The sequence below is a fragment of the Rhizobium sullae genome, from assembly GCF_025200715.1.
In the GTDB taxonomy this organism is placed as follows: Bacteria; Pseudomonadota; Alphaproteobacteria; order Rhizobiales; family Rhizobiaceae; genus Rhizobium; species Rhizobium sullae.
The window spans coordinates 54,033-68,647 of sequence record NZ_CP104144.1 but is presented as its reverse complement, the minus strand read 5'-3'; the positions used below and the strand labels follow the sequence as shown (position 1 = coordinate 68,647).

General features: G+C 57.7%; 11 protein-coding genes and 2 pseudogenes. 6 read left to right on the top strand and 7 right to left on the bottom strand.

The annotated features are described in order from the left end of the window. Positions 1–9: 9 nt before the first annotated feature. The 3 genes from N2599_RS20905 to N2599_RS20895 are packed head-to-tail and all read right to left on the bottom strand — an operon-like array spanning position 10 to position 3,950. Positions 10–1,281, bottom strand: coding sequence for an ABC transporter substrate-binding protein (locus N2599_RS20905; RefSeq protein WP_027513601.1), 1,272 nt, complete (start codon positions 1,279–1,281; stop codon positions 10–12). A gap of 21 nt (positions 1,282–1,302) precedes the next feature. Beyond that, positions 1,303–2,904, bottom strand: a complete 1,602-nt coding sequence (locus tag N2599_RS20900; RefSeq protein ID WP_027513602.1) for an FAD-dependent oxidoreductase — start codon at positions 2,902–2,904, stop codon at positions 1,303–1,305. A gap of 14 nt (positions 2,905–2,918) precedes the next feature. Beyond that, the gene (locus tag N2599_RS20895) at positions 2,919–3,950 is read right to left on the bottom strand and encodes a LacI family DNA-binding transcriptional regulator (protein WP_027513603.1); all 1,032 of its coding nucleotides are present in this window, start codon (positions 3,948–3,950) and stop codon (positions 2,919–2,921) included. A 313-nt stretch (positions 3,951–4,263) separates the two neighbouring features. On the opposite strand from N2599_RS20895, the pseudogene N2599_RS20890 reads away from it, so the two are divergent. Then, positions 4,264–4,731, top strand: a pseudogene (locus N2599_RS20890) (NuoB/complex I 20 kDa subunit family protein); the annotation flags it as partial. An 86-nt stretch (positions 4,732–4,817) separates the two neighbouring features. Here the strand turns inward: N2599_RS20890 and N2599_RS20885 are convergent. Then, complete coding sequence (locus N2599_RS20885; RefSeq protein ID WP_037144090.1) at positions 4,818–5,102, bottom strand: hypothetical protein; 285 nt, start codon at positions 5,100–5,102, stop codon at positions 4,818–4,820. A 179-nt stretch (positions 5,103–5,281) separates the two neighbouring features. Here N2599_RS20885 and N2599_RS20880 point away from each other — a divergent pair, with 179 nt between their 5' ends. Both N2599_RS20880 and N2599_RS20875 read left to right on the top strand, forming a co-directional pair. After that, entirely contained in the window at positions 5,282–7,153 is a 1,872-nt protein-coding gene (locus tag N2599_RS20880; protein ID WP_027513605.1) for an adenylate/guanylate cyclase domain-containing protein, read from the top strand. Between the two features lie 105 nt (positions 7,154–7,258). Then, positions 7,259–8,590: a gluzincin family metallopeptidase gene (locus N2599_RS20875; protein ID WP_027513606.1), complete on the top strand. Its 1,332-nt coding sequence runs from the start codon at positions 7,259–7,261 to the stop codon at positions 8,588–8,590. A gap of 88 nt (positions 8,591–8,678) precedes the next feature. Here N2599_RS20875 and N2599_RS20870 read toward each other — a convergent pair whose 3' ends face one another. Then, positions 8,679–9,497, bottom strand: coding sequence for an IS5 family transposase (locus N2599_RS20870; RefSeq protein WP_087003020.1), 819 nt, complete (start codon positions 9,495–9,497; stop codon positions 8,679–8,681). Between N2599_RS20870 and N2599_RS20865 the strand changes: the two genes are divergently transcribed. Together N2599_RS20865 and N2599_RS20860 are read left to right on the top strand one after the other, a co-directional pair. Further along, on the top strand, positions 9,465–10,124 hold the full coding sequence (locus tag N2599_RS20865) for a hypothetical protein (RefSeq protein WP_260308538.1): 660 nt from the start codon (positions 9,465–9,467) through the stop codon (positions 10,122–10,124). The genes N2599_RS20870 and N2599_RS20865 overlap by 33 nt on opposite strands. A 32-nt stretch (positions 10,125–10,156) precedes the next feature. Then, a complete protein-coding gene (locus N2599_RS20860) occupies positions 10,157–10,513 on the top strand; it encodes a hypothetical protein (RefSeq protein ID WP_037144133.1) in 357 nt (118 codons plus the stop codon). Between the two features lie 400 nt (positions 10,514–10,913). Here N2599_RS20860 and N2599_RS20855 read toward each other — a convergent pair. Together N2599_RS20855 and N2599_RS20850 are read right to left on the bottom strand one after the other, a co-directional pair. Continuing rightward, a pseudogene (locus tag N2599_RS20855) lies at positions 10,914–11,104 on the bottom strand (IS256 family transposase); the annotation flags it as partial. A 198-nt stretch (positions 11,105–11,302) separates the two neighbouring features. Next, positions 11,303–13,309: a putative bifunctional diguanylate cyclase/phosphodiesterase gene (locus N2599_RS20850; protein ID WP_051336842.1), complete on the bottom strand. Its 2,007-nt coding sequence runs from the start codon at positions 13,307–13,309 to the stop codon at positions 11,303–11,305. 266 nt (positions 13,310–13,575) lie between these two features. On the opposite strand from N2599_RS20850, the gene N2599_RS20845 reads away from it, so the two are divergent. Then, positions 13,576–14,613: a class I SAM-dependent methyltransferase gene (locus N2599_RS20845; RefSeq protein ID WP_027513650.1), complete on the top strand. Its 1,038-nt coding sequence runs from the start codon at positions 13,576–13,578 to the stop codon at positions 14,611–14,613. The last annotated feature ends 2 nt before the right edge of the window (positions 14,614–14,615 follow it).

Sequence of the window (14,615 nt, the reverse complement as noted above, 5' to 3'; positions counted from 1 at the left end):
CGGCTCTCCTCAACGCTGCAGAAACGGCCCGATCTGGCCGCAGATTGATTGCATGGAGGCCGGAATATCGGCATTCGGCGTCCAGATGTTGTCGAGGCCGGCGCGCACGACCTGCTGGATCTGGGCAAAACCGGTGTGGCCCGGAATAACCTTGCCGGTCGCAATACCGGAGATGACGACCTTGTCCAGCTGTTCGGTCGACAGCAGCGGATTGGTCTTCTTCAGGACCTCGGCGTTAAGCAGAGATTTGCGGGCCGACGGAAAGAACTGGGCAAGTTTCGCGGAGTTTTCCGGATTGGTCATATAGGCTACGAATTCGGCGGCGGTCTCGGCATTCTTGCTCGACTGCATGACGCCGATACCGGCCTGGCCGATAAGTGCGTACTCCCCGGCCGGCCCCTTCGGCAGCGGCACGAGATCCCAGGCGAAGCCGTTCTGCTTTGGCAGCAGCGACGCGCGGCTGATCTGGGTTATGGTCATGGCCGCATCTCCGGCGAAAAAGTCGACGTTCTCGCCAGGCCCCGGCATCGCTTTCTTGGTGAAGACCGCGTCATGGATGAAGGTCAGCGCGTCCGTCATCGGCTTTTCCCCAAGCGTGCAGGTCTTGCCGTCCTCGCTCCACGGCGACGCGCCCCAACCGGTCCAGATTGAGGCGAGGTTCTGCCAGGCCTGATAGTTGAAGTCGCGGACGATCAGGCCGCCCTTGCCCGTCTGGCCGACGGCAGAGGCTGTCGCGATTGCATTGTCCCAGGTCCATTGGCCGGCCGAGATCAGCTCAGCGGGCGTCTTGGCGCCAACTTTCTTGATGAGGTCGTTATTGACGAACATCCCAAATGGCGAAGTCGAGAAGGGATAGGCATAGAGCGTGCCGCCCTTCGACCAGCGTTCGACAGCACCCGGGCTGACCTCTGCGAGATTGTAGCCTTCGGTGGCAGTCAGTTTTTCGGTCAACGGATAAAGGGCGCCCGAATTGACGAAGTCGTAAGCCGTGGTCTCGAATATCCAGGCCATATCGGGCGCGTTGCCACCGGCGATCTGCGTCGTCAGCGCCGTCGTGTAGGTTTCGAACGGCAGGGATTCGAAAGTCACCGTGGCGTTCGGATGCGCCTTATTGAAGCCTGTAGCGATGTCGTTGAAGAGCTTCAAATGCGCCTCGTTGGCGCTCCAGATCGTCATGCGCAACTTGACGGCGTCTTGTGCCATTGCGCTGCTGGCAAGGCCCAGCGAGAGCACGGCGCTCCCCATGATGGCGGCATATTTCATTCTCAGACGGTTCGACATGGTTCCTCCTCCTTTTGTCGGTTAGTAGGCGTGCACGTCCGGCCAGCGGATTTCGATCCCCTCCCGGGAAATCTGCGACTGGAAGTTGGCGAGATGAACGTCGTTTTCCTGAACCTGGTGCGGCGTCAGCCCCTTGTTCAGGCAATGGGCGGCGAGCATGCCGGCCACTTCGCCGACATTCCACTCGACCGGATGCAGGCGATAGCAGCCGTTTGTGATGTGCGTCGTGCCGATGTTCTTGCCGGCCGGCAGAAGGTTCTTCACCCGCTGCGGCAGAAGCGCGCCCAACGGAATCTCGAATGGGCAAGACGGGACATCGATATAATTGTCACCGCCGGTCGAGGGATGGAGGTCGATACGGTACATGCCAACGCCGATACTGTCGCGATAGTTGACCGCTCCCTTTTCACCGCGAACGGCGTAGGAAAGATCCTGCTCGACAATGCGCGTCACCGGCTTGATGCGGCGGCTTTCGCGGATATAGGGCGCCATGGCAAGGCCGTGCTCGGTTCCGGTGATGTCGCCGCGCAGCCTCAGTCCCTTGAACCCCTGCCCGCCGTCCACCCTCGGCGCTTCGGTCTGGAGCCAGTAGAAAACGCAATAGGAAAGTTCCGCCGCCGCCCTCAGGTGTCGGGCCTTTTTCTCTTCGGAGACGTCGAGGATCGAGCCTTCCATGTAGTCGATCATCGGCCAGTTCACGAGGCAGATATCCGACTGGTAGGCGCCCGGCACGAAATTGCGCCGAGCGGCAATGCGCCGGAAGGTCCAAAGGTTCTCGTCGCCGCCACCCTTTCGCTGATCGGCGTCGACGAGCAACGGATCGTCGTCCGGATTGGGCGTGAAGGAGCGGGTTGTCGTTTCGAGCGTGCGCGGATGCGGGGCCTTGAAACCAAGCAGCGGGCCGCCCCAGAAGGAGGGTTCGTAGCTTCGCCAGAAATCGTAGTTTTCCGGCTTGTCGATCGTCTGGTCGCCATCGACATGGTCGATCGCAAAGCAGATCGAGACGGCCTGGACATTTTCCGGTTGCGCATGCTCTGGCGCATTCGGCTCGTCGGTGTCGCTCCGGCTTTCGAAGCCGATGGCATATTCCGTGCGGGTCAACGGCAGCAGGTCGCCAAGCTCCGTCGCATCGACGACATAGGTGGCCGAGACAGTGATCTCGGCTTCCGTGTCGCGGTGGCGAAGGGTCACCGTGCGGACGCTATCGCCTTCGACATCGGCCGCAACCGGACGATAGGGCTGCAGCACCTTCAGCTTGCCGCCGCCGCGATAGGGCATCAGCATGGCTTCGAGAACGGCCAGACCGACACGCGGCTCGGCGCAGACACGGCTGACCCATCCGGCACCAGGATTGAGATCACCCCAGGCGCGGCTGGCCTCCGTCAACGGAAAATGATCGCGGTAATACTGGCGGATGCCGTTTCGAAGCTGGCGGTAGCTGCGGGTGACGCCGAAATGTTCCACCCAGCTATGCTCGTCGGGCGGCACGGCCTGACTGGTCAGCTGGCCGCCGATCCAGTCATACTCCTCGCTCATGATGACACTCCGGCCCGCCCGAAGCGCGCCGAGGGCTGCTGCCACGCCGCCAAGACCGCCGCCGACCACCAGGATATCTGTTTGCATCTCTCTCACGATCGTCATTTCCGTCTCATTGCAGGGCCGAGGGTCTCGCCCTCGACGGGTTCACACGGCAGCAGGATCTGCTGTACGGGTTCGGCATTTTCCACCCGCCGCACCAGCATCGCCGTCGCCTGGCGGGCCATTTCCTCACGGGGGATATGGAAGGAGGTAAATTGCGTGCGGCTGCGCTCGGGGCGGATATGGCTTCCAATCACGACGACCGAGAGATCCGCGGGCAAGGACAATCCGCGTTCGTGCGCCGCAGCCTCAAGTCTGATGGCGTCGGCAAGCTCGATGAAGAATGCGGCCGTAGCGCCGCTCGAAAGCAGGGCATCCAAGGTCTCGCCGGCAGGTGCGTTCACTGCCGGGATATGCAATGAAAGGTCGAGCTTGTCTTTGAGCGCTTCGCTGAAACCCTTCCAGCGATCTGCAGTCGATTCCGCCGAGCCTTTCGGGCCGATATAGGCGAGCTTGCGATGACCCAAAAGCCTTGCCTTTTCGACGAGCACGCGCGTCGCCTCAGCATAATCACCGCCGACATAAGGGACCGGCCCGCCGGCATCTTCGCGCCGCCCGACGGCAACGAATGGAAAATCGCCGGCGACGAGTTGCTTGAGTTCGGAGCGGTCGAATTCGCGGCCAAGCACCAGGCAGCCGTCGGCGATCCGCAGGCGATTGCCGTCCGCGAAGATTTTGCGCCTGCCGCCGACGCCGGCACCGGTAAAAAGCAGAAGATCGTAGCTTTGCGCCTGCGCCTCTTCCTCGATACCGAGCAGGAATGGCGCAAAAAAGTCTGCCTGCGCACTCGGAAAGGCAGGCTCATAAGTAAAGACGCCAAGGATGCGATTGACCCCCTTTACCATGCGCCGGGCGATCGGATCGGCCACATAGCCGGTATCGCGAATGACCTTCTGCACACGTTCGCGCGTATCCTGAGGGATGCGGTCAAGAGCCGTGTCGGTCCCGTTCAGCACGAGAGAGACAGTCGCCTGACTGACGCCAGCCAGTTTCGCAATATCGTGCTGCGTCAGACGCTTTGATCCTGCCACTCCTTCTCCCCTCTCGTTGCTAATACGTATTAGCTGTTTATACGTATAAACACGATCGTGAACACTCTTGTCAAGAGGAAGCATGATGAGGTTCGGTCGAGGAAAATGTTAGCGGTGCTGTTGCGCGCCGGCCCAAGCAGCCTAGGTGAGATCTCATATTTGCCGAAGGAGAATTCGTCCTTTGCTTCCCTAACTTTTGCTCGCAGCGGGAACTTCACGAGGGCCTGTGTGTTGGGATTGGGACAGGGAGGCCGACATGCAGAACCCGGACCCAGCTTCCACCTTGCCACGACGTTCCTTCGAGGATTTCAGCTCGGAACTGGCGGACCGTGGTTTCCTCGTTACATCAACGGATGATCTTATCACCTGGGCGCGCAGCGGCTCGCTCATGTGGATGACTTTCGGCCTCGCGTGCTGCGCGATCGAAATGATGCAGGTGGCGATGCCCCGCTATGACATGGAAAGGTTCGGCGTCGCTCCGCGCGCAAGCCCGAGGCAATCCGACCTCATGATCGTCGCCGGCACGCTCTGCAACAAAATGGCCCCCGCTCTTCGCAAGGTCTACGACCAGATGCCGGAACCGCGCTACGTCATATCGATGGGATCCTGCGCCAATGGCGGCGGCTACTATCATTATTCCTATTCAGTCGTTCGCGGTTGCGACAGGGTCGTACCTGTCGATATCTACGTCCCAGGGTGTCCCCCGACGGCAGAGGCGCTGCTCTATGGCGTCATGCTTCTGCAAAAGAAGATTCGCCGGACCGGCACGATCGAACGATAGGAGGTCAGAATGAAATGGCGGCAGGCGCGCTCCGCTCCTGGCGTGGCCGTCGGCTACTGCGTTCGAAGTGGTGGCAAAGCCATGGCTCACGCTAACAGGCCATTCAGACGAAGGCATGCCTCGTAGTGTTCTTCCACTTTCTGGGTTGCTCTGCCTGCCGTCTCGCTCCAACCCGAACGTGGCTTGACGATCATCTTGATGCGCGGATCGTAACCGCCTGCCCAGCACCAACGGCCTTTCATCGCTCCCGCACGCTCAAAGAAAATTCTCCCAAACTCGATGTTGCCGTCCCAGGCGCTGTAATCCTGGTCGTGTTTTCCCGGCCAAGTCTTCCGCCATCGATATTTCGGCTGGTATTCCTGCTGTGTCATGGATGCACTGCATTTTTAGCATTTTCCTGATAGAATTAATGTAGTGACGAAGCCGCCGAGATCAAAGGCGCTCACTGAACCCCGAGGCTCGTGCCCCAGCACGTGGGGTAGCTTCCGCAACGGATGATCAAACAGGTAGATGTTGACTATCGGTTTGAGGGAGATTTGGGGAGACGGGCATGTGCGCAGAGCATGTTGAACGTCGATTAGCAGCTATCCTGGCTGCCGATGTGGTGGGCTACAGCCGTCTCCTGGAGGCCAACGAAGAGGATACGCTCAATGCCCTTCGTCAGCATCGCCGGGAGCTCTTCGATCCCGCGGTCGCAAACCATGGCGGGCGTATAATCAAAGTAATGGGCGACGGTTTCCTAGTCGAGTTCGGCAGCGTGCTCAGTGCGGCACGCTGCGCAGTCGAAATCCAGCGCGGCATGCTAGAGCGCAACATCGGGATTCCAGCGGACAGGCACTTTACGTTCCGGATAGGCCTGAATCTCGGCGACATCGTCTTCGATGCGGACGATTTTCACGGGGATGGCATTAATGTGGCCGTCCGGCTACAAGCCCTTGCAGCGCCCGGTGGCATTGCTTGCTCGGCGGCTGTGCGCCACGAAGTCGGAAATAAGCTCGGTCTCGATTTCGCAGACCAGGGCACCAAGGCGGTTAAGAACATTTCCCGTCCGGTCCATGTCTATTTTGCCGATTGGGGCAACGTAGCCTCAGGCGAGGTCCCGTCTGCCACAAGTGGCCATACGCAGGCACCCTTCAACAAGCCGTCGGTTGCAATCCTGCCATTCGCTAACATCAGCAACGATCCCGCGCAGGAGTTTTTCAGCGACGGCATCACTGAGGACATCATCACCGATTTATCAAATGTCTCAGGCCTATTTGTGCTGAGCCGCAATACCGTCTTCACGTGGAAAGGCCGGAACGAGAACCTGCAGCGCATCGCCGGGGAACTCGGCGTCGCCTACATAGTCGAGGGCAGCGTCCGGAGGGACGGAAACCGTGTGAGGATTAATGCAGAATTGATCGAAGCAGCCAGCGACGGTCACGTCTGGGCCGCGCGTTACGACCGCGACCTCACCAATATTTTCGAAGTGCAAGACGAGATCGCCAAGGCGATCGTCGAGCAACTTAAGGTCAAGCTGCTCCCGGAGGAGAAGAAGGCAATCGAGCAGGCGCCAACAGACAGCGTCGAAGCGTATACTCACTACTTGAGGGGGCGCGAGTACTACCACATCGCCTCGAGCTCAAACCATCTGATGGCTAGACAGAGTTTCGCCAGAGCCATCGAATTGGATCCGGGCTATGCCCGCGCTTATGCCGGCGTCGCGGTTTGCGACGCGCGTCTGCGGTCGCAGTTTGGCATGCAGATTCCGGTGGGTGACATTCTTGCGAACACGGCGAAGGCGATCGCTATCGATCCCAATCTGGCGGAGGCCCATGCGGCCAGGGGGTTTGCGTTGGCGGTCGCCGGCAATCGCGCTGAGGCGGTTTCTGCATTCGAGCAGGCCCTGTCGCTTAACTCCAATTGTCACGAGGCTAATCGGTACTATGCCGAGTTTTGCGTCACCGACGGTCAATTCGGGCCAGCGGCCACGTACTTTCAGCGCGCAATGGAAATCAAGCCTGCTGATTATGGTGCGCCGATCATGCTTGTTCACGTTTTCCGTTCTCTCGGGCAGCTAGACAAGGCCGAGAGCTATGCTCGGATCGCGATAAGAAAGGCTGAGGAAGAAATGCGGCTACATCCGGAGAATGCCAATGTTGCCTGTCTTGGAGCGACTGTGCTGGCATTTCTCGGTGTCCGGGATCGAGCACTGGAATGGTTGGGCCGCTCCCTGGCGACCGATCCCAACGACATAAACATTCAATACAATGCCGCCTGCACTTATGCGCTGCTTGGCGAAGTAGACCGCGCGATTGACGTGCTTGAAGGTTGGATGCCTCAAGTCGGCGCCGAGATGAGGCTGTGGTTCAGGAACGATTCCGACCTCGATTCCATTCGCGGCCACCCGCGCTATTCGAAGTTGATTATGCTTTCTGAATAACTGTGCTGTACATTTGGCTGGTTTCTACTATTTTAGGATGTTCTAAAACTTCTCCAAGCGACGAAGGTTAAGCTGGCCGATATAAAGTCTTTCTTTGGGGGGCGGATGGGCACGCGGTTCAGACTTTTTGTACAGCCTCCATTTGAGGATGCTCGGTCAAGCCCCGAGATTGTCGAGGTATCGTCTCCGCTGGGTAGCCTGACAGCTGGTCCGGCCGACGATCGCATGTATGTTGTGGAGCCGGTCGGCAAGACCTGCCGTTATGGTGTGAACCGCGGGCCGCTGGGAACGCCGTACATATATCTGCCGCCTTGGACCGGAAAAATCCTCGAGCCGGCGGCCCCCGGCGGGTGTGGCAATTTCGACCATTTCCGACCCTCGATGCCTGGCTTCGAAGCCGCCCATGTCTTCGGTTGCGTGCGGTTCACCCTGGATGTGTGGGAGCGCTATCTCGGTCAGCCGCTTGTCTGGCATTTTCGCGATCACTACGACCGTCTGCAAATCACGATCCTGCCGCAATGGGACAACGCTCAGTACGGCTATGGCTTCCTCGAAGTTGGGAGCCAGTTCGAGAAGGATGGACGCATCCTTCCCTTCAGCTTGGATTTCGATGTCATCGCCCACGAGGTGGGGCACGCGATTATCTTCAGTGTATTGGGCGTGCCGCGTCCGGGAACTGAGTACGCCGAATATCTTGGTTTTCAGGAGGCATTTTCCGACTGCGTGTCGCTGATTGCCGCCATGCATTTTCCGTCCGTGATCGACAATGTCCTCGCGGAGACGCGCGGCAATCTTTACCTTGCAAATCGCCTGGCGCGCTTTTCGGAATTTTCGCCGCATCGCCAGATACGTTCTGCCAACAACAAACGGACGATGACCGAATTCGCGCGTGGATGGAAGGACGAGCATGAGCTTTCGCAACCGCTCACCGGCGCGATATTCGACATCCTTGTCGACATCTTTCATGAGAGCCTGGTGGGCCGCGGCTTGATCTCGCGTGCCATTGAAGATCTCGCAGATATCGCCGAGTTCGATCCGGTTGCCGAGGCGCCGGTGCAGCAGGCCTTCGACCGCGCTTTCGCGCGGAACTCAGATGGATTTGTCGAGGCACTGCTCGACGCACGAGATATCACCGGGACATATCTGGCTGAAACCTTGTGGACTCTTGCTCCCGACTTTCTGGACTACGGCGACGTCGCGAGAACGATGCTTGCGATTGATCAGGCCGAAAGTGGCGGCGAATTCACAAGGATCATCAGTAGAAACTTCAAGCAACGGGCGATCGGCGAGCTGCACGCCGGCGTGCACGTTAAAGGCGGCGAGCATCGAAGCCATGTGCTTTCTGCACGCACGTTACTGCCGATAGATTATCTAGCGCTTCCGAAAATGAACTATCGCGAGAAGTTTCTGCTGTCGAGATTAATTACCGGTCAATAATCAGGTGACGGAGGGAGAAGTGGCAGACAATGAAACCTTGCTCGGCGTATCAGCGGTATATCTGTTCGGGCGCCCACTTAGAGTCCGTTCAAGAAAGCGGATATCGAGCGAGCCTTCTTGTCATTAGCTTGATCATAGCGGTCTGAATGAAGGCGAGGCTTGTGCCAGAGAAGCGCTCGAAATCCTTTGCCATTCGGCGGTTTATGCCGAGCCACGCCAACGTCCGCTCGACGATCCATCGCTTCGGGAGCACCTGAAAGCCGGCCTGATTGCGTTTGACGATTTCCATCGATCGCGGACTGGCCTCTTCGACTGTCGGGCCCTGATACCCGCCATCGCCGCAAATTTTCTCGATGAATGGAAAGCGGTTGACGAGCCTGTCGAAAACAAGTGCTGCTCCATCACGATCCTGAATACCTGCCGAATGAACCTCCGCTTTCAGAAGCATGCCCAGGGTATCAACCAGAATGTGCCGCTTGCGGCCCTTGATCTTCTTGCCTGCGTCGTATCCGATATCGAGACGGGCATCTGGGCCGGTCTTCACCGATTGGCTATCGATGATGGCAAATGACGGCTGTTCTTCGCGCCCCTCAAGCCGCCGCGTCCGGCAGTAGAGCGCGTCATGGATACGACGCCACGTCCCGTCCCGGCAGAACCGCTTGAAATAATGATAGACCGTGCTCTTCGGTGGAAAATCATGCGGCAGCAATGCCCATTGGCAGCCTGACTGCAGCAGATAGAAAATCGCGTCCATCACCGCCCGAAGCGACGTCTTGCGTCGGCGGCCCAGTCGAGGCTGCCTTGGCATAAAGGGTTCGATCAGGCCCCACTCACGGTCAGTCAGATCGCTTGCGTAGCGCATGCGGCTTCTGTCATGATGACGCCGGGTGAAGGGTGTCCAGGCCATTCGATCTCTCCGTATTTGTCGCAAAATACAAAGAATCTGATTGCCGCCCTTCACTCAACCCCACGACCGCCAGCCATTCTTGAACAGACACTTAGTGATCTCATTCTAAGAGGCGGGCCCATTTACCAGAATCTAAGCGTACCGCTGGCTGGAAGAAACAACTTTCTGAGGGACCAGCTTGGTGCGGCCGACGCGGTTCTGGCGCGAATTTTTGCTTTCTCTTTCGAAGGAGCTTTCCTTGAGCTCGGTCGGCCAGCAATCTTCGTTGTCCACGGCCCCGGCGCCGATCCCGACGATCCACCCCCGAGGAACATCGACGGTGATATCGAGTATGACCGATTGTATCGATCCCCTGGTTCGAGTGCACGAACGGGCCTCGGTTCCCAAATCGGAGCCCTGGCTAAGGATATGAGGGTTTGGATCTATGACAAGGGCGATGTTTCGATGAGGCTCGATGCCGAAACAGGAACCCTTGAGCAAATTCTCCTGTCGGCCGAGGTTTCCGCCGATCCCAGAGGAATGGCGAGCGGCGGTATGTCGAGATCGGGCGGCGCGATGTCCCGCTCCGGCGGCGTGATGTCAAGATCAGGTGGATTCATCCCTCGCAGATCGGGCGACAACGACTAATCCACCGATAGAGATGGACCAAGGAGACTAGTATGCCCACGAAACCTGAGGTTAAAATTGAGCGTCTAGAGCCGGCGACTGTAGTTGCTCCGTTACTTGTTCGGACCCCTTTTAAACTCATAGGCTACGGCCTAAGTAAAGATATATACGTGTATATATCTACTAGAGAAGACGGTGGGGATGACGTTTCAAACCCAGATGGGAGCAACGATGCATCAACCTATAAAATCAAAATAGTTCCTGATGATTCTTCTACGAGCACAGACAGGGTATTGTCGTTAATAGCGAAACCGGAGCTTGACGCTCTTCCGATCGATAAGCCCTTGTGGGTCGCTGTAAAGCTGAATGGTAAGTTCGAAGATGCTCAACCGACGTTCAAGCTTGCCTGACTTTCGAGAAACCACCTAGGTCAATTGCGGGTTGGCGGTCTACGGCTTCGCCAACCCCGCCCCTGGTAAAAGGAGAGGCGAGCGATTTCGTGGGACGACGCTTGCCGCCGTCACCCTGCTTGAACGCCACGCTGTGTAGCTCTATTTTCGATTTCGCTCAGTCTGCGGATGGTCGAAGATCCGTTTTCAGCGTGTAGGAACATCTCTCCTACCAGCGTCCGCAGCGCAGATTGATAGAAGATGGGGCTGTCAACGTCCCTTCACAATCGATCCATAATGAGAAGAAGGTATAGGAGCTCGTGGACAAACCCTGTCAGCCGCCGACCGATCCTAGCTACAGAATTCGATGTTCAAAACGCATAGGCAATCAGCGCACTGATCCGTTCGATCGGTATTTTCCCCAGTCTCGGTCGCGGTAGCCCTGCGTTGGGCCATTGGCAAGCCATTCCTTTCGGCATAGTCGGCAGCCGTCTTTGCGCCAACCTCCAGCTCCATCAGCTTCTCGGCAGCAAAGCCGATCATGTCGCGCAAAAGATCGGCGTCTGCACTCTTCTCAACAAGCGAGCGCAGGTTCATCATGGCGTTGGTCATCGGTGGCCTTTCAACAACCCGCCCCAATCGGAAAACCTTGATGGCCGCCCGCAAAGCCGCTCACCACTACAGCGCCATGCACCGCGTCGGCGCTCGGCTCTTCTAGCGCTCCTAAACCACGTGCTGGGACACGATCAAGCCGAGCAATCTATCTGCGGCAGATCTCTGTCCCGAAGACCTGCAGGCCGGAATCGCAAATCATGAGGCTTTCGCGCTGTAGGCCAAGTCGCCGTCGGACCTGGTCGCAACGTCCGTGGGCTGACGCGTGAATTCCGAGGCCGGCGCGGGCCGCCCCACATGGAAACCCTGAACATCGTCAATTCGGAATTCTCGCATCAGCTCGAGCTGCTCAGCCGTTTCGACCCCTTCCACAAGAATACGATGCCCACGATTGCGGATGAGCCGGACGATATCGCGCAGCATGGATCTTCCGCGCGCGGTATCACTGTCGTGAAGAAAGGACCGATCGATCTTCACGGTATCGAAGTCGATCAGGCGAAGCCAGGATAGGCCCGCGAAGCCTGTGCCAAAGTCGTCCAGCCAGATTTTGATGCCAAGCGCTTTCAGGTCGCTGATGCAGCGGATAAGATCCGAATGCATTTCCATTTCAAGCCCCTCGGTAATTTCGAAGGCGAGTTTTGAGCCCGTCACCCCAGTCTCGAAAAGGACGGCGGCAACGGACGACGCAAAGCCGGGCGCTCTCAACTGGATCGGGGACACATTTACGCTCACAAGTTCCACATGATCTGCGGTCAGCAGTTCACGGCACACGGTACGGAGAGCCCAATAGCCCAGTTCCATGACAGCACCGGTTCGCTCAGCCACGGGAATGAAGAGGCTTGGCGGCACTGACGTGCCGTCAAGCATCCTAAGTCGCATCAGAGCCTCAACGGCATGAACGCTGCCGCTGCTGACGTCTTGAATCGGCTGGTAAACGAGGGAAACGAGTTTCTGAGGCACAGCAATCTTCAAAAGCGCAGCTATATGCTCCGTCTCGTCGCCGCTCTGAGGATCGTTCGGATCGAAGAGTTTCGCGCAATTCCGGCCGCTGGCTTTCGCCGAATAGAGAGCGCGATCTGCTTCGTTAATAATTTTCTCAAGCTTCGAGCCCGCCCCTGGTCTTGTCACCGCTGCGCCAACGCTGACTGTCACCACCGGCACTCCGTCACGGCGCTGCCCGTGCGCGATTTTGAGATTCTCGACCGTTCGGCAGAGTTTTTCAGCTAAATGCGCAGCCTCCTCATCGCCCTTTTGACGCGAGATGACGATAAATTCCTCGCCGCCGTAACGCCCGATTGTCGCCCCGATAGCCGCCACAGCGTCCTCGAGAGCCGTTGCCACGGCGATGAGGCATCTGTCACCCTCCTGATGGCCGTAGAAGTCATTATATCTCTTGAAGAAATCGACATCGATCAGAAATGTCGCAAATTCGAGCCCCTTCGTCTGCCATTCCTCCCAACAGTCACGCAAGCGCTGGTCAACGGCCCTTCGATTTTCCAATCCGGTCAATGGGTCGGTATTCGCCAGCCTATGAAGCGCTTTCCCCCGCTCTGTAGCTTCCTGGTGCTGGAGGTCCGCCTCATGCGCGTTGAGGAAGACATTGAACCGCTCCTTGTTGAGCTTCCAATTCACATAGGACGTAAATGTGAAACACGACACGTAGAACGTCACGAAAGAAAGATAATAGGAAGGGCCGGGACTGAAGACGGCAAGCGATACCAGGAAGATCGCCAATATCAGGCCGGATGCGATAATCGACAACGCAAAGCGAAAGCTGAAAAAGAGGTTTGCGCCCATCATGAAGATCGCGCCGAACACCATATAGTAGGAGAGATTTTCAACGTATGCCGTGGTCATCGTCGGAACGAGCCATCCTGAATACCCCACGACCAAGGCAGCCGCGCACGTCAAATCAAGGACGTTGGTTCCCACGCCTCGCCAAACTTGAACTTCAAGCACCATCAAGACGCCGAGCGCGACGATCACGCGCGCGATGATGGTGAAGATCGCCACGTCGGGAATAAGCAGCAGGTCGGTCACGAAGAACATCAGATAGACCGTGACGGCCAACCACAGGCCTGCGCGCGCTGATGTTCTGCGACGTTGATCCCCATGTTTGAGATAGAGCGCTCGCATCTCGCAGGCCTGATGAGCCTCTTGCGGCGCAAAGAGCGTTGTCTCGACTTCTGCCAGCGTGTGCCTCATGCACGGTTCACCCGAGCTCATCGAAAGTTGAAGGGTTCCGTCCGCTTCAGCGACGTCGAAACTATTTGCTGTCATCGCAGATGGTGCAGCCAACGTCATCGCGACCATAGATATTGCCGATGAAATTTTAGTTAAGCCTTATATCGCCACAAGGATACCGCGTGACAATACGTCACAAATTCCCAGCAACTCCGCTATTTATTAAACTCTAGCGCGAAGGAGATTCTTTTTCTATAGTAAGCTTAGTATTAACGGAAACTCAAAAAGTGAACCAATTTCAGACAGCCCTCGATGGCTTTAGCCTCATCACCCCCGATCTCATCGCGGCCAATTCAGAGTCACCCGACAGCGGGTATCTACAACAGCAATTCATCGAAGGGCGGGCGGAACTGGCCATTTTGCTTGCCCTGAGCGAGCAGCAATTCCAGAACCGCCTGCCGGCGGCAGATATCGTCCACGGTCTTACAGCGCGGCTGAGCGTCCTGAGACAGAAGCTGCCTTCCTCCGTCTGGCAGCGCCTCGCTCCGATTGCGCGCGAACATGCCGTCGCCGCCTATCTCCTTGAAGACCCCCTGACCCGCTGGTCATTCGAAAAACCCCGCGGCTACTCGGGTGACGCTCAGCTCTTGGACTTCATTTACGAGCACCCGAGCATGCGCCCCGCGATCGAGCAGTCATCCGTCCTGGGGCGGGATCTCTATGCATATACGAAGCAAGCGTCATCATCTGTCGCTGTCCGCGAAAGACGGGATCTGCTGACCACAAAAGTGGACGCCATCGCATCCGAGCGGCCAGGCGACAGCGAAATTCTGACGATAGCCGCCGGACATCTGAGGGAAGCGGACCGCTCGCGTGCATTGCAAGACGGCGCGATCAGCCGCTGGGTGGCGCTCGACCAGGACCCGCTCAGTGTCGGATTGGTGGCGCGTGACTTTGCCGGAAGCGCCGTCGAGGCCGTCAACGGCTCCGTGCGCACGCTTTTGTCCCGTGCCCAGCAACTGGGTCGATTTGACTTTATCTACGCCGCCGGTCTTTACGACTATCTTGCGCACAATGTGGCCGTGAAACTTACTGAACGTTGCCTGCAGATGCTGAAGCCCGGCGGCCAATTTCTCTTCGCCAACTTCGCGCGCGACATCAGCGTCGAGGGATATATGGAAACGTTCATGAACTGGGAGCTTCTGTGGCGCTCTGAATCGGAAATGTGGTCGATCATCAGAGACTTGCCAAATCAGGATCGGTTTGAGGCAAAGGTGGAGTTCGGCGAGAACAGGAACGTCGTCTACGCGATCCTGCAGACCTGATG

Coding starts and splice junctions, on each gene's coding strand:
- N2599_RS20900 (WP_027513602.1), bottom strand. CDS start 2,904: ATGCAAACAGATATCCTGGTGGTCGGCGGCGGTCTTGGCGGCGTGGCA.
- N2599_RS20885 (WP_037144090.1), bottom strand. CDS start 5,102: ATGACACAGCAGGAATACCAGCCGAAATATCGATGGCGGAAGACTTGG.
- N2599_RS20865 (WP_260308538.1), top strand. CDS start 9,465: ATGATGACGCCGGGTGAAGGGTGTCCAGGCCATTCGATCTCTCCGTAT.
- N2599_RS20870 (WP_087003020.1), bottom strand. CDS start 9,497: ATGGCCTGGACACCCTTCACCCGGCGTCATCATGACAGAAGCCGCATG.
- N2599_RS20880 (WP_027513605.1), top strand. CDS start 5,282: ATGTGCGCAGAGCATGTTGAACGTCGATTAGCAGCTATCCTGGCTGCC.
- N2599_RS20850 (WP_051336842.1), bottom strand. CDS start 13,309: ATGAGGCACACGCTGGCAGAAGTCGAGACAACGCTCTTTGCGCCGCAA.
- N2599_RS20875 (WP_027513606.1), top strand. CDS start 7,259: ATGGGCACGCGGTTCAGACTTTTTGTACAGCCTCCATTTGAGGATGCT.
- N2599_RS20860 (WP_037144133.1), top strand. CDS start 10,157: ATGCCCACGAAACCTGAGGTTAAAATTGAGCGTCTAGAGCCGGCGACT.
- N2599_RS20905 (WP_027513601.1), bottom strand. CDS start 1,281: ATGTCGAACCGTCTGAGAATGAAATATGCCGCCATCATGGGGAGCGCC.